Consider the following 20,041-nt stretch of genomic DNA (forward strand, 5'->3'; position numbering starts at 1 on the left):
CACACACTTTCGTTGCAGCCCACCGCCTTTCCTGCAGCTGGAGGCGGGGAAAGCGCCTTTGCGCTCGTTCCACCACGCGTGCCACTCTCGATCCGCAGACCATCCACGTGCGGTAACAGGACGGCCGTCAGCCCGAGATCAGGACATTGCGACATGACGAACCATCAAGCGCCCGTTGGTGTTCGGATCGGGTCGATTACGCAAACGGAATACCGGAATAGACAAGCAGGCAGCAGCCTGTTCGCGGCAGCCCTACACTCGACGCACATGAATGCTCTCGACGGAGGTGATCGGCGGTTGAACCCCATGGATCCGCGCGACCAGCACACCGCACATTACGAAGCCGGGTATCAGCCGGGGAACTACCGTGACCCCGCGCATAGCCAGGATCACGGATACAGCCGAGACCACGGATACAGCACGTATCAGCAGTCCGACTATCCGGACCGGCAGTCTCGACCACAGCAGGGGCCGGACGTCAACATCGGTATGTTCGTCGGTGGTGTGTTCGCGGCAGCGGTGGTGACCGCGCTGGCGGGCTGGCTGTGCGCCTGGATTATCGAGATCATCGCCACCCGGGTGACCGAGAGCGGCAGTTTCGGGGTGTGGAACCCGATGGCCCAGGACGCGTACTGGTTCGCGGCCGTTGCCTTCATCTGCACGCTGCTGGCCGGGGTGCTCTGGTATCTGCTGCGCCTGGGTACTCCGTCACCGGAATTGTTCTTCAACTGGATCGTCGGAATCCTCACCGCCGCGGCGGTGATCATTCCACTCGCACTGTCGAGCCACCTCTGGGTGGGTATCTCCACCGCGATCGAACATTTGGTGATCGGGCTCCCGATCCTCAGCATGGTAGGCATGGTGGGCGCCAAGAGCGTCGTAAACCAGTGAGGAACGGCCGACCCTCCGAAGCGAGATCCGATTCCAGGGGCGGGACCTTGTCCGGCACAAGACCGCCATCACTCCACGATCAGTAGTGCTGCAGCCGACGAAGAAGAGCGTATGGTCAAGTCCCCTCCGGACTTGACCACCCACAAACGGCGGTAAGACCCGCTTGGAAACCTATCGGCCCGCGATACGACCATCGCTCGAGCGGCCGTCGGCATTCCCGGCTGTCCAGACCCGCCGCGCGCTCTGTCCCTGCACGAAATCCCTGGTCGCGGCCTCGCCGCCATGACAGACTGCATCTTGGAGATGCCTTCTGGGAATGATCGGAGGATCGGAGCGGAGTTGGAACCGACGACGAATGAGTCGGATGCTGTCCACCGAACTCGCACCTTGCTGGCATCGGTTGTCAGGCGGTTCGCCGACACCTGGGATAGGACCGGTGCGCCGCCGGACCTCGCGGAGTATCTGCCGGATGCGCCCGGATTGCGGCGGATGTGCCTGATCGAGCTGATCAAGGTCGATCTGCAGTACCGGTGGCTGCGCTACGACCATCCGAAGCGGCTCGCCCAGTACTGCGCCGAATACGCCGAACTGCGCACCGGGCCGACGCCACCCGATCTGACCTACGAGGAATTCCATGTGCGACGGCGGTCCGGACGCGACCAGGATCCCAGCACGCAGCCGACCGAAATGGCTACCACCGCGCCGACCTGGTCCGATATCAACTACCGGAGCACGCTGATCGCCCCGCCGCGGTCTCTGGAAGCGCTCAACGGGATCAGCGCCGGTGCGAGTGTGGACGATTTCGACCTGCTCGTCGGACTGGGCAGCGGCGCCTTCGCACGGGTTTTCCTGGCGCGGCAACGGTCGATGCAACGACTGGTCGCGGTGAAGATCTCGTACAACCGCGGCACCGAGCCGGAGACGCTGGCGCAGCTGGATCACGAGTACATCGTGCGGGTCTTCGATCATCGGCTGATCGAGGACGGCGAGCTCAAGTTGATGTACATGCAGTACCTTCCGGGCGGCACGCTGCTCGGGGTGCTGAATCTGGTGCGCGCCCGATCACCGGACCTGCGTAGCGGCGCCTTGCTGCTCGACGCCGTCGATAAGGCCATTCAGGACCGGGGCGGCATTGTCCCCAGTGAGACCGGCATCCGCGGCGATATCACCGGATATTCCTGGCCGGAAACGGTGGCGTGGCTGGGCAGCCGGCTCGCCGAAGCGCTCGACTACGCCGCGCGCAGCGGGGTGTTGCATCGCGATATCAAACCCGCCAATGTGCTGCTGACCGCGGAAGGCATTCCGAAGCTCGCCGACTTCAATGTCAGCTTCAGCAACCACGTGGCCGGGACCAATCCGATGGCGTACTTCGGCGGCTCACTGGCCTACATGTCCCCCGAGCAACTCGCCGCCTGCCATCCGGAGCTGCCGACCACCGCCGAAGATCTGGATCTGCGCAGCGATATCTACGCGCTCGGCGTCATGCTGTGGGAACTGCTGACCGGCCGCAGGCCCTTCGACGACGAACCGCTGGCGGGTGAATCCGAAACCTCGCTGGCACGCATGCTGGAGCTGCGCCAGCAAGACATCGAACCACAATATCTGTCCGAGCTGCCGCCGGACTGCCCGCCGACCCTGCGCCGAGTGTTGTTGAAATGCCTTGCGCCACAGCGGGACAACCGCTGGTCGAGCGGCGCCGAGTTGGCACAGCAGTTCGAGCTGTGCCTGGACCGTCGCGCCCGCGATCTCGTGGACCCGCAAGGAAGCAGTCTGCGTTCGAAAGTCGGTCCCTGGTCGCTGGGGGCGATCGTCACCCTGGCCAGCTCGACCGGAGGCTTCCTCGGCGTGCTGTACGGCAACGTGCACAACAGAGCCTTGATCGAGGCGTGGATTCCGGACGACCAGCGACAGTCCTTGCGGGCCATCAACCCGGTGCTCGAGCTGATCATCCCCCTGCTGGTCCTCATCGTGACGAACTACCTGTGCCGCAGGGTTTTTCTGGTGGTGTGGCGCGGACTGAGAAAGGGCCGGACGTTCACCCCCGAGATTCTGGCGCTGGCACGAAGGGACACCCTGTCGGTCGGTGACCGAGTCGCCTGGGTCGCCTTCGCCGGATGGAGCGTCGGCGCGATCGTGACCACGCTGGCACTGCTCAGCGACACCGGCCTGCCCCCCGGCCAGGTGGTGCACTTGTCCGCCTCACTGCTCGTCTGCGGCGCCATCGCCGTCGCCTACCCGTTCTTTCTCGTCACCCTGTTCGTCGTCCGCGCCATCTACCCCCGCCTTCTCCTGCACGGCACCACACCCGAGGATCACGACAACCTCCGTGCCCTCAGCCGCCGCAGCACCCGCTACCTCGCAGTCGCCGCATCGATCCCATTGATCGGCGTCATCCACGGTCTGATGTTCCTGAAACCGGACGAGGTCGCCCTGGTCACCGATTCGATCCGCTGGCTCGCCATCGCAGGCGTCTTCGGCTTCATCGGCAACTATTGGCTGCACCGAAAACTCGAGGATGACCTGCAAGCATTCCAACGCACCCTGTCCGGCAGCCAGCGGCAGAACCAGCGCTGACCGTGTCATTCTGCTCCCGTCGCAGCCAGATGCCGTGTCGAACCGGGCACCGGCGCGACCACCAGTGCCAGTGCGGCGGCGCATTACAGGCGCTTCGGTGTGGTCGTGCGGCGAGCGTGCCGAGCCGCTGACACCGGCAGCCTTATAGCACAGCACGGGAGAGACGGCATCGGGTCACGAGTGTGTTGCGCCGTCGCTCGGCGCGATACCTCGCCCGGTAACGCCGGATCGCCGTCACGCCAGCGGGCCCCCGAGCGCGTCGTCGGCTCGAGGTCGCGCCGTGCCGGGATCGAAGGTCCGCTGCGAGATCGGAGCCGCCGCACGCTATTACGCGGCACCCTCGAATAAATCAACCGAATTTGATCATCGAATTCAGATCAGGGAATGAAGATCAAATTGTGCTATATCGATAGTATTTAGTTAGCCCATTATTAACGGTGATTATTCACACAATGAGAGGGGTGGATTTGCAGATTTCTTCTTCATAACATTTGTGGTGCGCGCCGTGATGGCGTCGTTATCCATCCGTGAAAGGAAGCTCCGTACATGTTCTCTCGCAAGATCCTGGTCGCCGCCACCACCGTCTCCGCCGCCGCCCTGTTCTTCGGCCCGGTCGCGGTAGCCTCCGCCGCCACCTCCGCCGGCACCGGCTCCGCCTCGGGTTCGGCCGACGGTGGCTCATCCACGGGTTCGGCCGGCTCGTCCACCGGTTCCGCCACGCTCGACTCCGGCAGCTCGGCCCTCAACAACGGCACCTCCACCATCGTCAACATCATCGATGCGATCACCGGCATCCGGGACCTGACCCAGCCCAAGCCTGCTTCCTGATTCGGTTTCGGTAGATCACCGCTTCGTCCGAGCCACCTCTCGGGGCCGGATTTCTTTTGTGCCGCTACGCTACACACCGGCGAGTAGGCGCTATTGCAGTGAATTTGCCACGATCAAACCGTTCATTCGCCGTGGCCAGTAGCCACGGCTGGGTGAACTCTGACGATTCCGTTTGCGTGCCAACGAGATAGCTCTCCGCGCTGTGCATCCGGGACTTCCTTGAACACCGGGTGTCGTGCCGTTCGGAGAACTCACCGGACGGCACGAAAATTTCCGGAGAGTTCGAAACGCAAGACGTCGTGGCGGGACGCGCGACCTCTCGGCGGCGTCTGCCGCGCCGACCGCCTGCGGGGTTGACCGCGTCCGGCCCGCGATCGAGTCCTGACAGACCGGTCCGCCGAGTCCATGAACGTGAGCGGTCTCCGCACCAAGCCGCTCTCGAGGTCCTCATCCAGCCAGCGCCGAGGCCTGAGTTCCCGCTGGGGCAACGTCCGTGCGAGGTTGCCGGGCTTGTGGTCCTGACTACAGCGATATCCGCCGGCGAAGTACGTGGGCGTCGCTGACACGACTGCTCGCCAATTGCGCTGCCATCAATCAGGGCTCTGCACTTGGGTGCCCAGCGCGGTTGTGGGAACACCGTAGGGCAGGAACCGAACGCGACGGCGTTCGTCGGTATTGTCGCGATGCGCACGCAAAGCCTCGAGCTCGCTCGGAAAAACTTGCTCGACCCTGGCCTCGCCGGCGTCATCGATGCTGTAGATGACCCACACTCCACTGCCGGTCTCGCCGGTCGTCTCGCCCTCCGATTTCGGTGGCCGCGTGCGCTCCGGCGGAACAAACTGACCCAGCAGCGACGCCAGCGTACTCACGGTGGTGCGATCGATGTACTCGCCGGCCTTTCCGAGCAGGTCGCGGAATTCGATCCCCGCCTCCCGCAACGCGCGTTCGAAATCTTCCGGATCGATCCCGAAAGGCCTGTCGGATGCCATCACGTTGCTCCTGGAGTCGAATTCGGCGCTACGCCTTCAGTGTCCTCGCGTAATTCAGACTTCGCCACGTCCGGCAATGATCACGGCGCGAGGCGGCGAACTCGTCCCATTGGATCGGCTGTGCCGGGCCGCGTGTTCGAGGTTGCACGGATTCGGCATCGGCAGGCCCGCATGGTCGCCCACGGTCCGTAGACTTCGGCCGTGGGTGATATCGCGGACTTCGCTCGGCTGATCGCCGGCGATCATGGCCTTTGCGTCGTCTCGACCTCGCGGGCCGATGGCACTGTTCAGTCCTCGCTCGTCAACGCAGGTGTGTTGGCGCACCCGCAGACCGGCGAGACCGTTGTGGGCATGGTGGTCCGCGGGGGTACGCGCAAATTGGACAATCTCCGTGTTCGGGGGCGTATGACGGTTGTCGTCCGTGTCGGGTGGGCGTGGGCGGCCGTTGAGGGATCGGTGTGGATCGCGGGTCCCGACGACCCGGTGCCGGACATCGACGCCGAACGGCTGCGGCAGATGCTGCGGGAGGTTTTCACTGCGGCGGGTGGCACGCACGACGACTGGGACGAATATGACCGGGTCATGGCTGCCGAGCGCCGCGCAGTCGTTCTCGTCGTCCCGGATCGCATCTACGGCAACGGCTGAGGCGGCGAAAGAATCCCGTAATAACTGAACGGTGGATTCTGCGATTTCACCGCGCTGAGTACCAGGTTGCGCTGTTCGGTGTAGCTCGACCAGAGCGAGATGTTGTCGAACTGCATTGCGGCGCGCCGATCGGTGGCTCCAGCCACTCCGGTCGATCCTGGTAGTCGAAAACGTCATTGTTCGCCACATCCGGCCGTCGATGCGCGTATATCCGAGGTAGAGCAGCCCACTACTGGGGCAGCGTTGGTTCCGCGGCATACGAAGTCAGGATTTCGTGTCGGCCAGCGGACCGCATTCATGGAGAGAACGGTCGACATCGGCAATCGGTAACGTCGGTGCGGTCGGCGAGCAGCAGCGCCGTCGCTCCGCCCATTCCGCTGCCGACTCCGGTCACGAGCGCGACCTCGCGGCTTTGCAGGGGTGACCAAGATCGGGTGCGGCCAGTTCGTGCCGCCCGAGTTCTACTCTTACGCAGCAACATGCCAGCATCATCGGTTTACCTGAGTCGTGTGTACGTAGTCGCGGGACAGAGTGCAGCCGCTCGGAACACGTCAGGACGACGTCACCGGCTCTTCGGGTTACAGATCGGTGTCGATTGCGTACTTCTGCTGAATTGCGTACCAGCACCGCCGGATTCGGAGGCAGCAACCTCGATCCCGTGCGACGCTATAGGCCTCCGGAGGCTCGAGCCGGGGAACTATCGCAGTGTTCGAAAGGGCAGACAATTATGACGACGATCGACGACCGGGCGCACGCCACCGACGACGCCGAAGAGGAGACGACAGCTACCGACGGCGAGGTGGCGGTGACCGAGCCGGAGACCGCCACCGTGGCCGAGGTAGAAGTGCGGGACGGAGCGGGCGAAGTCGCGCTCGCTGAGAGCGAAGCCGCGGCTGAGAACGAAACGGCGGTTGCTGAAGGTGAAGCAGCCCAGGAGATTACGGTATCGGTGGCTGAGCACGATATGGCGGCCGAGTGGGAGTCCACAGCTGCGACCGAAGGTACCGAAGCGCCAGGGGCTGAATCCGCATTTACCGAGAGTGAAGTGGTGGTGGCCGAGGGTGAGACCGTCGCCGACACTGAGGCGGAACCCGTAGCTGAGGCACCCGACGCCAGTGAATCCTCCGCCGCCGAGAGCGATCCGGTTGCTGAGGGTGAGGCGGTCACCGAAAGTGCAGCAGTCGAGGGTGAGACAACCGCCGAAGACGAGCCCACAGCCGAAGATGAAGTGCCGCAACCCGACTCGACAGCCGAGGCCGGAGCCGAGCTTGCCGACACGGTCGAGGAAACAGAGGCGACCGCCGCCGAAGACGAAGCCTCCGCCGAGGTTCAACCTGAAGCTGCGGCGCCGGTCGCGGAAACCGATGCTGTTGCCGCCGAGACCGAAGCCGAAACAGCAGGCGAAAATGAAGTGCCGCAAGTCGAGGGGGCAGTCGAGGCCTACGGAGTCGAGGTCGCGGATGCAGCTGCGGAAACGGACGGGGTGGACACCGAAGACGAAGTCGCCGCCGAAACCGAAGCAGGCGAAGCCCAACCTGACGCCGAAGGCTCGACCGACGGCACAGAGTCGATGACCGAGACCGCTCCCGTCACTGCGACTGACACCGAAACAGCCGCCGAAAGTGAAGCGCCGGAAGCCGAACCGACAGCCGAGGCCTACGGAATCGAAGTCGCGGATGCAGCTGCGGAAACGGACGGGGTGGACACCGAAGACGAAGTCGCCGCCGAAACCGAAGCAGGCGAAGCCCAACCTGACGCCGAAGGCTCGACCGACGGCACAGAGTCGATGACCGAGACCGCTCCCGTCACTGCGACTGACACCGAAACAGCCGCCGAAAGTGAAGCGCCGGAAGCCGAACCGGCAGTCGAGGCCGAAGCCATAGTCGAGATCACGGAAGACGCCGACACCGGCGACGGTGGGGTGACGGTGGCCGAGGAGGAGATGGTCCGTGCCTCCGACGAGGTAGCGGTAGCTGAAGGCGGTGCGGACGTCAGGACCGAAATACCGGCCGAGGTGGACATCGCCGCAGAAGACGGCGATGCGGTAGTCGCCGAGGCTGAACCGACCGTTGCGGAGGAGGCGGAGGCCGAGGCCGAGCAGATCGCTGCGGCGGAGGTGGCCGCTGAAGCCGAGGCACCCGCACACGGCGAGGAGGTGCCCGAGGCTGAAGCAGTTGTGGGCGAAGCCGCCGACGAAGAACATGCGGCCACCGCCCCCGAGGCGGAAGCGTCCGACGTGACAGAGCTGGCGGCCGAGGTAACTGCGACGGAGTCACCCGTTGCCGAGGGTGCGGGGGTCGTCGAAGCGCTTGAACAGGGACAGGCAGTAACCGAGGGTGAGCCACCAGCGGGGGCCGAAGCCGAGGCGGAATCTGCGGTGGTGGGTGCCGAGGTAACTGCGACGGAGTCACCCGTTGCCGAGGGTGCGGGGGTCGTCGAAGCGCTTGAACAGGGACAGGCAGCAACCGAGGGTGAGCCACCAGCGGGAGCCGAAGCCGAGGCGGAATCTGCGGTGGTAGGTGTGGAAGCGGCCGAAGAATACGCAGCAGCTGACGATGAGGAGGAGGATGTCGAGACCGAAGCCTCCGCCGAGGTGGTCGCTGCCGAAAGCGAAGCGCCAACTGAGGACGAGACGGTGGCCGAGGTGGGTGACATCGAGGTAACTGAAGAAGAGAGCGTGGACCAGTCCCCCGAGGTGGAAGCCGCCGCCGAAGTACACGCGATAGCCGAGGAAGTGCCTGCGGTTGCCGAGGCAGCAGAGCCGGAGGCCGAACCGGTGGCCGAGCCAGAGGTCGCGGTTGCGGAACGTGCAGAGGTAGCCGAGGGCGAAACCGCTGGTGAGGTCGAGCAAGAGGCTGAGGACGAGGGCAGTTCCACCGAGAGTGACGTAGCCGAAGATGCGATAGCGATCGACGACGAGACAGGCGTCGAGTCCGAAGAGAAAGCGGGATTGGTGGCGGTCGGAGCAGAAGACCTGGTGACCTATTCGAGTTCAGTCGTCCTGGCCACCGAGAAACCGGCATCCGCCGGTGAGGGTGCAGCGGCGAGAATCAGCGATCACGCAGCGATCATCAGCGATCAGGCGAGGATCATCGCGAAACTTCGACGAAGGGTGACGGTTCTCGAAACCATGGTCAAAGCACAGGAGGCCCAAGCCCACTCACTGGTCGGACTCGCCGCGACCTATAGGAACGAATTGTCCAGTCTCGCTGCCGATCTCATGGATCTCTGACCCGCCAACACGAAACACCGGGAAGCGCCTGCGCGCTGGAAAGCCCACGGCGCTTCCCGGCCGATTCGGAGGGACAACACGACCTCCGCGCACACCACGATCAGGTGCGCGGCCGCCACCGGAGTGACATCGGCGGTGCCGATGAACAAGGGATCATTGGCACGAGTCGATGCCGGGCGGCGTCAGGGCGTGTGCGTAGTGGTCGAGTCCCCTCCGGACACAGTTCGACACGACAGCCGTTGCACCGCAACGGCTGTCGCTCATTTGCGGCTCAGACCCGGCTCGATTGGGACCGGTCGCCAAATCGGACCCGTCAGTGCGACCATCAGCCCCGGGCCGCCCGAACCGGCTTCCCGCATTCGGATCGGCCGCTGCCTCGATTCCACTCTTCTGCGCGGATCAGCTGAGTTCGAACCGCACTCTTCCCAAAATAGTACGCCTATGCATACTATAGGCATGTGCGTACTATTGAGATTCCCGAACAGCCGTTCGCGGACGGCATCGTGCTCATGCCGTGGAAACCCGGTCCGCGCCAGGATATTTCCGGGCGTGTGTTCGTCAGTGTGACCGACTTCCTGGCCCGGTCCGAGGAGGAAGTCCGCAGCATCTACGAGATCGGGCTCGAGCTGGGGAACACCTGGCCGGTCATGCAGGGCGCTGTGGGTCTGTGGCTGTGGGGCAGGCCCACCGAGCAGCGCGGCGGATCCATCACGGTGTGGGAATCGGAACAGGACATGCGCCGATTCGTGCGATGGCCGGTGCACGCCAAGATCGTGCGAGCCTGGCGCGGCAAGGTGGGCATCGGCACCGACTCGTGGCAGGCCGACCACTTCGAGCCGCGACAAGTACTGGAACGCGCGCGGAAAACACTCGAACGTCCACATCGCGACGCCGCATAACCTCGTTCGCATTCAATGCTCAGGATTCGCCTGTCGTCCCTCGCGTTCCGCCCCAACAGGACTCGCCCCGTGGTCGCATTTCACCGGCGGTATGCCTCCAAACCTGCCTCGACATGCGCGCGTGGTGTCCAGAGGCGTTGTTGCACAAGAGATCTCAACGCCTGCTAGCGAATCTGTCGCGGCCACTGCCTTTGCGGTGTTCGGACAGTTGCGCGCAGCCATGCTGCGGGAGGAGGACTCGATTTCACGGTAAGCTGAAACATATTTCAGCGTATGTGGAAACTTTGTCGCAGGCAGTCGGGAGAGTGCGGAAACGGCAGAGGGAGATGGCGGAGCATGGTGGCACGAGCGGGGAGAGGACCTCGCGGGGAACGTGGCGCGCAAGCGGACCACATCCTGGCGGCGGCGCGCACCTATGCCGTGGTTTTCGAGGTGGATCAGGCTGGTCGACCGCTCGACCAGCCAGTTGGCGAGTGAGCGGCCCGCGTCGAGCGCACGACGCTCGGCGAGAGTGCGCGCCGCTGCGCCGTCGCGCACGGCCGGCGCGGCGAACAGTTGTTCGTGTTCATCGAGCGAATGCTGTTCGTGCTCAGGAACAGGGTCAGGCGACGACGGAACGTTGTGGCACGCCGACGTATTCGCTCAGCGGTCGGATCAGCGCATTGGCTTCGCCCTGTTCGATGATGTGGGCGGTCCAGCCGGTGATGCGACTCATCACGAAGATCGGTGTGAACACCTCGATATCGAAGCCGAGCAGGTAATAGGCCGGGCCGGTGGGGAAATCGAGGTTGGGTTCGATGCCGGTGACCTCGTTCATGGTGCGCTCGAGGATCTCGTACATGCGCACCCACCTCTGACCGTCGGTGGCGGCGGCGATGTCGAGGAAGGCTTGCTTCATGGTCGGCACCCGGGAGTCACCGTTCTTGTAGACCCGGTGGCCGAAGCCCATCACCTTCTGCTTGTGCGCCAGCTTGTTGCGCATCCATTGTTCGGCCAGTGCGGGATCGTCGATCTCGATCATGTCGTGCATGACCGCCTCGTTTGCCCCACCGTGCAGCGAGCCTTTCAACGCGCCGATGGCGGCGGTGACCGCACTGTAGATGTCCGACAGCGTGGAGGTGACCACCCGGGCGGCGAAGGTGGAGGCGTTGAAGGAGTGCTCGGCGTAGAGGATCAGTGAAACCTCGAATGCCGTGACCAGCTCCGGCGCGGGCACCCGGCCGAAGCACATGTTCAGGAAGTTCTCGGCGAAGCCCATATCCGAGTGCGGCGCAATGGGATCCAGGCCGTGGCGGCGGCGGTGATCGGCGGCCACGATGGTCGGCAGCACCGCCATCATGCGAAGCGCCTTGGCGCGGTTGGCTTTCGGGGAGTTGTCGTCCTCGAGTGGGTCTTCGGCGCCGAGGTAGCTGATCGCGGTGCGCACCACGTCCATCGGGTGGCAGTTCTCGGGCAGTTTGGTCACCAGCGACAGCAGCGAACGGTCGGCGCGACGCGACGCGCGCTCCTGCTGGCAGAACTGGGCCAGCTGGGTGTCGTTGGGCAATTCGCCGTACCACAGCAGGTAGGCGACCTCCTCGAAGCTGCAGTGCGCGGCCAGGTCCTGTACCGCGTAGCCGCGGTAGGTCAGTGAATTCGTTTCCGGCACCACCTTCGAAATCGCGGTGGTGTCGACGACGACGCCGGCGAGACCCTTGTGAATGGTCGGTGTCGCGGTCTCCGTCATCACCGGTTCCTTCCCGGAGTGAAATTGAAGATATCGGAATCGAATTCGTTGTAGCGCTCGTACTGCAGCAGCTCGTAGAGGCGGCTGCGATGCTGCATGCGATCCAACAGCCCGGATTGTGTTCCCGCAGAGTGTATTTCGCGCAGACCGACCTCAGCGGCGAACATCGCCAGCCGCAGTGTGGTCACCGGGTAAATCACCGCGTCGTAGCCGATTTTCTCCAGCGTCGAGGCGGGGACGAGTTCGGACTTGCCGAATTCGGTCATATTCGCCAATAGCGGGGCCGATACCGCCGCACGGAACTTCTCGAAATCCGGGACGGTGTGCAGGGCCTCGGTGAAGATCAGATCCGCACCGGCGTCGGCGTAGGCCTTGGCCCGTTCGATCGCCGCATCGATGCCCTCGATCCCGGCGGCGTCGGTCCGCGCGCAGATGACGAAATTCGGGTCGCGGCGCGCGGATACCGCCGCGCGTAGCCGCCGCACCATCTCCTCGGCGGGCACCACGGCCTTACCGTCGAGATGCCCGCACCGCTTGGGGTTCACCTGATCTTCGAGATGGCAGCCGGCGATGCCCGCGTCCTCGAGGATGGTGACGGTCCGCGCCGCGCTCATGGGTTCGCCGAACCCGGTATCGGCATCGATCAGCACCGGCAGGTCGGTGACCCGGGCGATCTGCTGCCCACGCCCGGCCACCTCGGTGAGGGTGGTGAGCCCGATATCGGGCAACCCGAGATCGGCCGAGAGCACCGCACCCGAGACGTATACGCCTTCGAAGCCGATCTCTTGAATCAGCTTGGCCACCAACGGATTGAAAGCTCCAGGAAAGCGTTGAATGCGATCGGAGGCCAGACCCGCGCGAAAGGCGGCCCGTTTGTCCGCAGCGGAGGTGGTCGCAGCTAGCAGTCCGGTCATCAGAACAGTCCCTTCGGCGACTGGGGCGCGCGGGCGAGCACATCCGCGGAGACAGTGAAGGTGAGCTCCGACAGCTCACCGGCGGACAGCTCACCCGCGCGCTGGACCGCTTCGAGGAACCGGTCCTGCTCGGCGGACTCGATCACGCCCTCGGCGAGGGCGCGGAACTTGGCGATGTACTGCGCACGCGCGAACGGCCGCGTCCCGAGGGGATGTGCGTCCGCGATCGCCAGCTCGTCGACGATCACCTCACCGCTTTTCAAGGTGACCTCGGCCCGCGCCCCGAACGCCTTCTCGTTCGGATCCGTGGAGTGGTAGCGGCGCGTCCACTCCGGATCCTCGGCGGTGGAGATCTTGCGCCACAGCTCGACGGTGTCGGGCCGCTGCGCGCGTTCGGGCGCATAGGAGCGCTCGTGATGCCAGCTGCCGTCCTGCAGGGCGACCGCGAACATGTACATGACCGAGTGGTCGAGGGTTTCGCGAGATGCGGTGGGGTCGAACTTCTGCGGATCGTTCGAGCCGGTGCCGATCACCACGTGGGTGTGGTGGCTGGTGTGCAGCGTGATGGTCGCGATCTGATCCAGGTCGCCGATGCGCTCGCGCATGCGGCGGGCCAGATCGATGGGCGCCTGGCTCTGGTATTCGGCCGAATGCTGCTTGGTGTAGGAGTCGAGGATGGCGCGCTTGGGCTCGCCCGGACCTGGCAGCGGCACCGCGTATTCCTTGTCCGGACCACCGAGCAGCCAGGCGATCACACCGTCCTCGCCCTCCCAGATCGGCGACGGTGCGCCCTCACCGCGCAGCGCGCGGTCGACGGCCTCGACGGCCATCTTCCCGGCGAAAGCGGGCGCGTAGGCCTTCCAGCTCGAGATCTCGCCCTTGCGGGATTGGCGGGTGGCGGTGGTGGTGTGCAGCGCCTGGCCGATGGCCTGGTAGATGGTTTCGGTGTCCAGGCCGAGCAGGGTGCCGATACCGGCGGCGGCCGAGGGGCCCAGGTGGGCCACGTGGTCGATCTTGTGCTCGTGCAGGCAGATCGCGCGAACCAGGTCGATCTGGATCTCGTACCCCGTCGCGAGTCCGCGGATCAGATCGCGGCCCGAGCGGCCGGCGTGCTGGGCGACGGACAGGATGGGCGGAATGTTGTCGCCGGGATGTGAGTACTCGGCGGCCAGGAAGGTGTCGTGGAAGTCGAGTTCGCGCACCGCGACCCCGTTGGCCCAGGCCGCCCATTCCGGCGAGTACGAGCCGCCCACGCCGAATAGGGTCGAACCGGGCCGATAGGGGTGCGCGAGCGCTTGGGCGCGGGCGTTGACGACGGGGCGGCGGGTGAGCGAGGCCGCGGCGACCGCGGCGTTGTCGATGATCCGGTTGACGATCATCTCTTCGGTCTCAGCGGTGACCGAAACGGCATCCACGGCTACCTCGGCAATCCGCCAGGCAAGGTGCTCTTCGCGCGGAAAGTCCTCCGCGGAGCGGTGGGTGCGGACGAGATGATTCTTCACGGTCGGGGTCCTCCCAGGACGTCGATTTCACCGGCATATTTCGCACGCTACACAGCGGCGTCGACAGTGGAAATCCCCCGCAAATGCCTATTTTTGTGGAACAACACCTGTGAATTTGCGAAAGTTGTGGAAATTGCTTTTGCTACATTTTTCTTATGCAGAAGATGTACGCGGGCGGCCGGTTGCGGGCGCTGCGAGACCAGCGGGGGCTGTCGCAGTCGGCGCTGGCGAAGGCGCTCGGACTCTCGGTCAGCTACATCAACCAGCTCGAGCACGATCAGCGCCCGCTCACCGTGCCGGTGCTGCTGCGCCTCAATGCCGGCTTCGATCTGGATGTGGGTTTCTTCGCCGCCGACACCGATGCCCGGCTCATCGCCGACCTGCAGGACGTGTTCGCCGAGGATCCAGAAGGGATGTCCATCACCACCGCCGAGATGGAGGATCTGGTGGCCCGCGTTCCAGCGGCCGCGCGCCTGCTCGTCGGTCTGCATCGACGGCTGCGTGGAGCCACCGAGCAGATGGAACGTGTCGCGGCCGGAATCGATGGCAACGTCGGCGAAACCGCTGCCACGATGCCCTTCGAGGACGTTCGCGACTACTTCTACGACCGGCGCAACCACATCCCCGAACTCGACATCGCAGCCGAAGAGTTGTTCGCCCGCAACGGGCTGAGCCTCGGCGGACTCGACCTGCAACTGACCGGACTACTGCGTGAACAGCACGGCATCGCGGTGGTGATCCGCACCGACGATCCCGATCACCCCGGCCCCAAACGGGTCTACGACCCCGACGGTCGCGTACTGACACTGGCGCGACGGCTCACCGCTGGACAGCGCGCCTTTCAATTGGCCACGCAACTGGCCTTCCTCACACAGGCCGACACCATCGCGGACCTGATCGAGGCAGCCGAAACCATGCCCGAGCATTCTCGCGGGCTGCTGCGCATCGGATTGGCCAACTACTTCGCCGGGGCACTGATCCTGCCCTACACCCAGTTCCGGGACGCGGCCGAAACCCTGCGCTACGACATCGAACTACTCACCACCAAATTCGAGGTCGGCTTCGAGACCGTCTGCCACCGCCTGTCCACGCTGCAACGCCCCGGCAAGCGCGGAGTGCCTTTCTTCTTCGTCCGCACCGATCGTGCGGGAAACATCTCGAAACGCCAGTCCGCCACCGCATTTCACTTCTCCCGCGTCGGCGGCAGCTGCCCGCTGTGGGTGGTACACGAAGCATTCGCCACCCCGGGCAGCATCCGCACCCAGATCGCGCAGATGCCCGACGGACGCAACTACCTGTGGCTGGCACGCACCACCGACGAGAAAACACCCGGATATCTGTCGCCCAAAAGGGATTTCGCCATCGGACTCGGCTGCGATCTGGCCTATGCCGACAAGCTCGTCTACTCCCACGGGCTGCCCATCGACGACCCGAGCACAGCGGTGCCGATCGGCGCGGGCTGCAAGGTCTGCGAGCGCACCGACTGCGCGCAACGCGCCTTCCCGCAACTGGGTCGCCCGATTCGCGTCGACGACAACAGTTCCCTGAATATCCCCTACGTACCGACGACAGCGGCCTGAGGCCGGACAACCTCTGGTGGTTGTCACCGGATCGCTACGACCACCGCATCGGTGATGGACTGCCACGCCACCCCGGTCTCGGCGAATCCGGCCTCGCGCAGTCGAGCCCGATGCCAGGTCAGCGGATGCGGCACCCCCTTGACCCGTCCTTCGAAGATCGCACGGCTGGCGGCGAATTCGCCGGCGAGCACCGGGTCAGCGGCGACGTCGGTCCACCACTGGTCCCAATCGCGTGCTCCCTTGGCGCGGGCACGCTCCTGGTGGACGCTTTGAATGATCTCGTCCAGAGCGTTGAGCAACGGGCTCTGGGGATCGGGCATGTGATCGGCGTTGACGAAAACCCCACCCGGGCGCACCAGCGGCCGCAGCTCCGCGTACAGCCGCGCCAACGTCTCTGGTTGCATCCAGTGCGTGGATGTCGCGGTCAGCACGGCGTCGAACGGTTGGGCCGGCAGTGCCCGCGTCCACCCCGGTTCCTCCAGGTCGGCAACTACGAACGAGATGCGGGCATCCCCGTCGAAGGATCCCCTCGCCATCGCGAGCAGGGTGGGATCCCTATCCACCGCAACCGAACTCGCCTCCGGTAGCTGGGCGAAGAGCCGACGGCTGATACTGCCGGTCCCACACGCCAAATCCAGCACTCGTGGCGCCTTCCCGGCGCTCGCCTCGACCACCTCGAGCATCACCCGGAATCGCTCCTCGCGATCGGGCATATACAGCTCCTGCTGGCGATCCCAGCTTCGTTGCCACGCTTCCCAGTCCACGCATCCTCCCACCACCGAATTGATGCTCGTGCTCTCGGGTCCGTCCAGAAACAAGATCGACGACGACCGTCGATTCTTCCGAATGCCCGCGCGAACCCTGGGACAACACGCGGGCCTCGGGTCAGGCACTCAGTGATGCGGCGCCGACTTCGGAGCCGAGGTCGGTCAGCACCTCGGTCGTCGCCTTGGCGAAATCGAGGCGGTGAGCCGAACGGTGAGCGTGGTCGCCGCGATCGGCGCGTCCAAGGTCCGGCTTCCTGGGAACAGGAAGTGCGGCGGCGGCGCATTCGTTCTATAGCTGCTCTTCTGTAGTGGTTCGATGATCAAGATCATCGAGGGGAACAGGGTTGAGCGCTGGGCACAAGGCGGTTGATTCTGAGCGCGTCTTCGAACCCGGTCACCGCTTCGTGGGGTCCGTGCTACTGACGATCCTGCGGGCCTCGGTGGCAACATCGTCGTCTATCTCCTGGACAGTCCTGCTGCTGTACTCGATCGTGTCGTACTCGTCATCGAGGCAGGCGAGAGATTCGGCAAGCGGCAGTTCGTGACCGAAGGCTCGGTGGGACTGCCGGGCGAGTTGACGGGGTGTGAGCGAGCCCGCCAGCAGTTGGCGGGCGAGAGCGCGAACGGCTGCCTCGCGGGCCGTTACGGAGTCCCGGTCGTAGAACTCGAGACCTTGCTCCTCGAGAGCAGCGGGGAGGTGTTCGCGCAGGTCGTAGCCAGCGTCACGCAGGGAGATGCTCGCAAGGACCTGCAGCGCCGGACCGTCGAGTCCGGCGACCAGTGCGTCACAGGCGGCCATCACCACCTCGGCCGGCGAGCCCAAACCTGCGCTCCAGAGGGCCGTGGTGTCCTGCAGCTTGGTGGCGGCCGGGTGTGTGGCCATCCTTCATGATCGCGCACGCGTCGGTTGACGTGGGAATAGAACGGCTCTTCGCCGTTGATCTGATATCGGCACCAAACGATCGTGTCGTAGGCCAGGCTCAGCAGGTTGCGCTGCGATCTGGATACGCTTAGCGCTGCGCCGATAGATCCGGATCGGGCATGGGACAACGACGACAACTCCGGTGGCGACGACCCGAGCGATTGGTGAACGTGCATAGACCGAAAGCACCGACGACATGTTGATCGGCCTCTTCGCCGCCCTGCTCGCTTGTCTGGGTTACGGGGTGGCCTCGGTCTTGCAGGCGTACGCCGCACGCCGATCGGCTGCCACGGCCGAGGCGCGCGGTATCGGCGGGCAGTTGACCGAAACCGGCGCTCCCACTGTCGCTTCCACTGTCGCGGCGGCGTTGACAGTGTGGTTCATCGTCGGCACGGCGCTCGACGCGGTCGGCTTCGTCGGGAACTCGGTATCCGCCCGACTCATCCCACTGTTTCTCTCGCAGACGATCATGAGCGCGAACCTGATCATCACCGCCGTACTAGGGATCAGGGTGCTCGACATCCAGTTGCACCCGCGCGAGTGGATAGCGATCATCACGGTGATCCTGGCGCTGGCCGCGCTCGGCGCAGCCGCCGGACATGAGGGCGGCGGCAGCGATGACCCGGCGATGCACTGGGGGGTACTGATCGCCGCCGTAATCTTGTTCACCGTCAGCCATCTGGTCGTGCGGCACCTCGGATCCAGAGGCGCGGTCACCGCCGGACTGACCGCCGGACTGCTGTTCGGGGCCCTGGCGATCGCGGTCCGCATCGTTGGAGGCATCGATCCACTGAGCTTGCCGACACTGCTCGCCGACCCCGCCGCGTGGACGATCGCCATTGCCGGTGTCGGCGGGTTCTACCTGCACACCGTAGCGCTGCAACTCGGATCGGTGAACGGAGCCACCGCGGCACTGGTCGTCGGCGAAACAGTTATCCCAGGAATCATCGGAGTACTCCTACTCGGCGACACCGCCCGACCCGGGTGGCAATGGCTGGCGATCCTCGGCTTCGTCTTGGCCATCGGCGGCGCGGTCGCGGTCGCGGTGTTCGGGAATCTGACCGCCGTGCACGAATACGCGGACAAGTAGCACCCGGACTTACCGAAAAGCCCGATGCCACAGCCAGATTCACGGCCCACGACCGACGGACCGATCGGATTCGACCCGCTCGCGATGATCGAGATTCGGACCAGCACGGGCCACGGCAAGCAGGTATGCGCCGAACTGGCCGAGACCAGCCACCTCATCCTCACCACCGGCAGATACGAGGTGATGGCCGAGGGTCATCTGCCGTGACGTCTCCAGGTCCAGGTCGTTCACGTTCGACATCCTTTCCGCGACTTGTCGATCATCGACTTCGACCGGAAGGTCTTCACCAGCATGCCGATCTCGGCATTGACCGCCACATGCGGTGGGCGCGTTCGGGTTGGAGAGCGACTCCACACTCGGACCCGCGGCGGGACAGCGGCGCGCGATGGTCGCCGACAGGTGGACGTACACCTCTGAGGGGTTGTACTGGCTTCGGAACGCGTTCACGGCTCCGGTGATCCCGTTGTCCTCGGTGATTGCGATGGGGAACAGCGTGGCGCCACAGTCGAGGCAGCCTTGGGATCATCGCTGGTCAGCGATCATTAGTGCCGCTGACACCTGCGCCTGGTGGTTGTGTGTGCGGATTGTCAGGGTTCCGGGATGTCGCGTCCGAACCTTTCCAAGGTGATGTCGTCGGGTTCGGGACCCCCGCGGAGACCGGTGTCGAGTGCATCGATGGCGGCGAGTTCGTCGGTGGTGAGATCGAAGTCGAAGATGTGGAAGTTTTCGGTGATGCGTTGGGGGTGGGTGGATTTCGGGATGACCGAGCGGCCTTGTTGAAAGCCCCAGCGCAGCATGACTTGAGCGGGTGTTCGGGCGTGGGTGGCGGCGATCTTCGTGATGGTCGGATCGTCGAGGGTGCTGGTGTGGCCGCTGTCGCGGTAGAAGGTGATCCCGCCGATGGGTGACCAGGCTTGGGTGCGGATCGCATATTCGGTGTCGGCGGCCAGGACGTCGGATTGGCGGAAGTAGGGGTGGACTTCGATCTGGTTCACCGCGGGAACGACTGATGTCTTTTCGAGTAGCTGGTCGAGGTGGTCGCGCATGAAGTTACTGACGCCGATGGCGCGAACTTTTCCGTCAGCGAGCAGCCGTTCGAGCGCGCGGTAGGCCTCGATCGTAAGGTCGAATCGGGATGGAAGTGCTTGGTGCAGAATGAGTAGGTCGATGTGGTCGACGCCGAGTTTGGTGGCGCTTTTGTCGAAGGCGTGCAGGGTGGCGTCGTAGCCGTAGTCGCTGATCCACACTTTGGTTTCGACGAAGACCTCGGAGCGGTCGAGTCCGGAGCGGCGGATCGCGTCGCCGACTTCGCGTTCGTTTCCGTAGGCCGCCGCAGTGTCGATGTGGCGGTAGCCGGTTTGCAGGGCGGCTTCGACGGCGGCCCCGGTTTCGGCAGGCGGCGTTTGGAAGACGCCGAGTCCGATCGCCGGTATCTGGACGCCGTTGTTCAAGGTGAGCAGCGGTACAGCGGTCATTTGATCG

General features: G+C 64.7%; 17 protein-coding genes. 9 read left to right on the forward strand and 8 right to left on the reverse strand.

Annotated elements, in window-relative coordinates; all coding sequences use genetic code 11:
* The first annotated feature begins 267 nt into the window (after nt 1–267).
* From ACIBW7_RS16860 to ACIBW7_RS16870, 3 genes are all read left to right on the forward strand, one after another.
* Nucleotides 268–891, forward strand: coding sequence for a hypothetical protein (locus ACIBW7_RS16860; protein WP_397047148.1), 624 nt, complete (start codon nt 268–270; stop codon nt 889–891).
* Between the two features lie 339 nt (nt 892–1,230).
* Complete coding sequence (locus ACIBW7_RS16865) at nt 1,231–3,465, forward strand: serine/threonine-protein kinase (protein ID WP_397047149.1); 2,235 nt, start codon at nt 1,231–1,233, stop codon at nt 3,463–3,465.
* Nucleotides 3,466–4,011: 546 nt separating this feature from the next.
* Nucleotides 4,012–4,293 (forward strand): hypothetical protein, encoded by a 282-nt coding sequence (locus tag ACIBW7_RS16870; protein WP_397047150.1) that lies wholly within the window; start codon nt 4,012–4,014, stop codon nt 4,291–4,293.
* A gap of 590 nt (nt 4,294–4,883) precedes the next feature.
* On the opposite strand, the gene ACIBW7_RS16875 is transcribed toward ACIBW7_RS16870, so the two are convergent.
* A complete protein-coding gene (locus ACIBW7_RS16875; protein WP_397047151.1) occupies nt 4,884–5,282 on the reverse strand; it encodes a hypothetical protein in 399 nt (132 codons plus the stop codon).
* 201 nt (nt 5,283–5,483) lie between these two features.
* Between ACIBW7_RS16875 and ACIBW7_RS16880 the strand changes: the two genes are divergently transcribed.
* On the forward strand, nt 5,484–5,927 hold the full coding sequence (locus tag ACIBW7_RS16880) for a pyridoxamine 5'-phosphate oxidase (protein WP_397047152.1): 444 nt from the start codon (nt 5,484–5,486) through the stop codon (nt 5,925–5,927).
* Here the strand turns inward: ACIBW7_RS16880 and ACIBW7_RS16885 are convergent.
* Nucleotides 5,912–6,073: a hypothetical protein gene (locus ACIBW7_RS16885; protein WP_397047153.1), complete on the reverse strand. Its 162-nt coding sequence runs from the start codon at nt 6,071–6,073 to the stop codon at nt 5,912–5,914. The two genes, ACIBW7_RS16880 and ACIBW7_RS16885, sit on opposite strands and share 16 nt — an antisense overlap.
* A 581-nt stretch (nt 6,074–6,654) precedes the next feature.
* Here ACIBW7_RS16885 and ACIBW7_RS16890 point away from each other — a divergent pair.
* Both ACIBW7_RS16890 and ACIBW7_RS16895 read left to right on the forward strand, forming a co-directional pair.
* Nucleotides 6,655–9,159, forward strand: coding sequence for a hypothetical protein (locus ACIBW7_RS16890; RefSeq protein ID WP_397047154.1), 2,505 nt, complete (start codon nt 6,655–6,657; stop codon nt 9,157–9,159).
* Between the two features lie 458 nt (nt 9,160–9,617).
* Nucleotides 9,618–10,058 (forward strand): hypothetical protein, encoded by a 441-nt coding sequence (locus tag ACIBW7_RS16895; protein WP_397047155.1) that lies wholly within the window; start codon nt 9,618–9,620, stop codon nt 10,056–10,058.
* A gap of 601 nt (nt 10,059–10,659) precedes the next feature.
* On the opposite strand, the gene ACIBW7_RS16900 is transcribed toward ACIBW7_RS16895, so the two are convergent.
* The 3 genes from ACIBW7_RS16900 to prpD are packed head-to-tail and all read right to left on the reverse strand — an operon-like array spanning nt 10,660 to nt 14,200.
* Complete coding sequence (locus tag ACIBW7_RS16900; protein ID WP_397047156.1) at nt 10,660–11,784, reverse strand: bifunctional 2-methylcitrate synthase/citrate synthase; 1,125 nt, start codon at nt 11,782–11,784, stop codon at nt 10,660–10,662.
* Nucleotides 11,784–12,698: a methylisocitrate lyase gene (gene prpB, locus ACIBW7_RS16905; protein ID WP_397047157.1), complete on the reverse strand. Its 915-nt coding sequence runs from the start codon at nt 12,696–12,698 to the stop codon at nt 11,784–11,786. The genes ACIBW7_RS16900 and prpB overlap by 1 nt, the downstream gene beginning before the upstream one ends.
* Nucleotides 12,698–14,200, reverse strand: a complete 1,503-nt coding sequence (gene prpD / locus ACIBW7_RS16910; protein ID WP_397047158.1) for a 2-methylcitrate dehydratase PrpD — start codon at nt 14,198–14,200, stop codon at nt 12,698–12,700. The genes prpB and prpD overlap by 1 nt, the downstream gene beginning before the upstream one ends.
* 155 nt (nt 14,201–14,355) lie before the next feature.
* Between prpD and ACIBW7_RS16915 the strand changes: the two genes are divergently transcribed.
* Nucleotides 14,356–15,780, forward strand: coding sequence for a short-chain fatty acyl-CoA regulator family protein (locus ACIBW7_RS16915; protein WP_397047159.1), 1,425 nt, complete (start codon nt 14,356–14,358; stop codon nt 15,778–15,780).
* A gap of 23 nt (nt 15,781–15,803) precedes the next feature.
* Here the strand turns inward: ACIBW7_RS16915 and ACIBW7_RS16920 are convergent, their stop codons facing one another.
* Both ACIBW7_RS16920 and ACIBW7_RS16925 read right to left on the reverse strand, forming a co-directional pair.
* Nucleotides 15,804–16,493 carry a class I SAM-dependent methyltransferase gene (locus ACIBW7_RS16920; RefSeq protein WP_397047160.1) on the reverse strand — a complete coding sequence of 230 codons (690 nt, stop codon included), beginning with the start codon at nt 16,491–16,493 and terminating at the stop codon, nt 15,804–15,806.
* Nucleotides 16,494–16,941: 448 nt separating this feature from the next.
* Complete coding sequence (locus tag ACIBW7_RS16925) at nt 16,942–17,430, reverse strand: hypothetical protein (RefSeq protein ID WP_397047161.1); 489 nt, start codon at nt 17,428–17,430, stop codon at nt 16,942–16,944.
* 235 nt (nt 17,431–17,665) lie between these two features.
* Here ACIBW7_RS16925 and ACIBW7_RS16930 point away from each other — a divergent pair, with 235 nt between their 5' ends.
* Both ACIBW7_RS16930 and ACIBW7_RS16935 read left to right on the forward strand, forming a co-directional pair.
* Nucleotides 17,666–18,559 (forward strand): hypothetical protein, encoded by an 894-nt coding sequence (locus ACIBW7_RS16930; RefSeq protein ID WP_397047162.1) that lies wholly within the window; start codon nt 17,666–17,668, stop codon nt 18,557–18,559.
* Between the two features lie 24 nt (nt 18,560–18,583).
* Nucleotides 18,584–18,766 (forward strand): hypothetical protein, encoded by a 183-nt coding sequence (locus ACIBW7_RS16935; protein ID WP_397047163.1) that lies wholly within the window; start codon nt 18,584–18,586, stop codon nt 18,764–18,766.
* Between the two features lie 380 nt (nt 18,767–19,146).
* Here ACIBW7_RS16935 and ACIBW7_RS16940 read toward each other — a convergent pair whose 3' ends face one another.
* On the reverse strand, nt 19,147–20,034 hold the full coding sequence (locus ACIBW7_RS16940; RefSeq protein WP_397047164.1) for an aldo/keto reductase: 888 nt from the start codon (nt 20,032–20,034) through the stop codon (nt 19,147–19,149).
* Between the last annotated feature and the right edge of the window lie 7 nt (nt 20,035–20,041).

The sequence above is a fragment of the Nocardia sp. NPDC049526 genome (assembly GCF_044465765.1).
In the GTDB taxonomy this organism is placed as follows: Bacteria; Actinomycetota; Actinomycetes; order Mycobacteriales; family Mycobacteriaceae; genus Nocardia.

Bases quoted from the DNA above. Each gene is read 5' to 3' on its own strand.
- ACIBW7_RS16915 (WP_397047159.1), top strand. From the start codon at position 14,356: ATGCAGAAGATGTACGCGGGCGGCCGGTTGCGGGCGCTGCGAGACCAG.
- ACIBW7_RS16935 (WP_397047163.1), top strand. From the start codon at position 18,584: ATGCCACAGCCAGATTCACGGCCCACGACCGACGGACCGATCGGATTC.
- ACIBW7_RS16930 (WP_397047162.1), top strand. From the start codon at position 17,666: ATGTTGATCGGCCTCTTCGCCGCCCTGCTCGCTTGTCTGGGTTACGGG.
- ACIBW7_RS16890 (WP_397047154.1), top strand. From the start codon at position 6,655: ATGACGACGATCGACGACCGGGCGCACGCCACCGACGACGCCGAAGAG.
- ACIBW7_RS16875 (WP_397047151.1), bottom strand. From the start codon at position 5,282: ATGGCATCCGACAGGCCTTTCGGGATCGATCCGGAAGATTTCGAACGC.
- ACIBW7_RS16920 (WP_397047160.1), bottom strand. From the start codon at position 16,493: ATGCCCGATCGCGAGGAGCGATTCCGGGTGATGCTCGAGGTGGTCGAG.
- ACIBW7_RS16860 (WP_397047148.1), top strand. From the start codon at position 268: ATGAATGCTCTCGACGGAGGTGATCGGCGGTTGAACCCCATGGATCCG.
- ACIBW7_RS16900 (WP_397047156.1), bottom strand. From the start codon at position 11,784: ATGACGGAGACCGCGACACCGACCATTCACAAGGGTCTCGCCGGCGTC.
- ACIBW7_RS16940 (WP_397047164.1), bottom strand. From the start codon at position 20,034: ATGACCGCTGTACCGCTGCTCACCTTGAACAACGGCGTCCAGATACCG.
- ACIBW7_RS16870 (WP_397047150.1), top strand. From the start codon at position 4,012: ATGTTCTCTCGCAAGATCCTGGTCGCCGCCACCACCGTCTCCGCCGCC.
- prpB (WP_397047157.1), bottom strand. From the start codon at position 12,698: ATGACCGGACTGCTAGCTGCGACCACCTCCGCTGCGGACAAACGGGCC.
- ACIBW7_RS16925 (WP_397047161.1), bottom strand. From the start codon at position 17,430: ATGGCCACACACCCGGCCGCCACCAAGCTGCAGGACACCACGGCCCTC.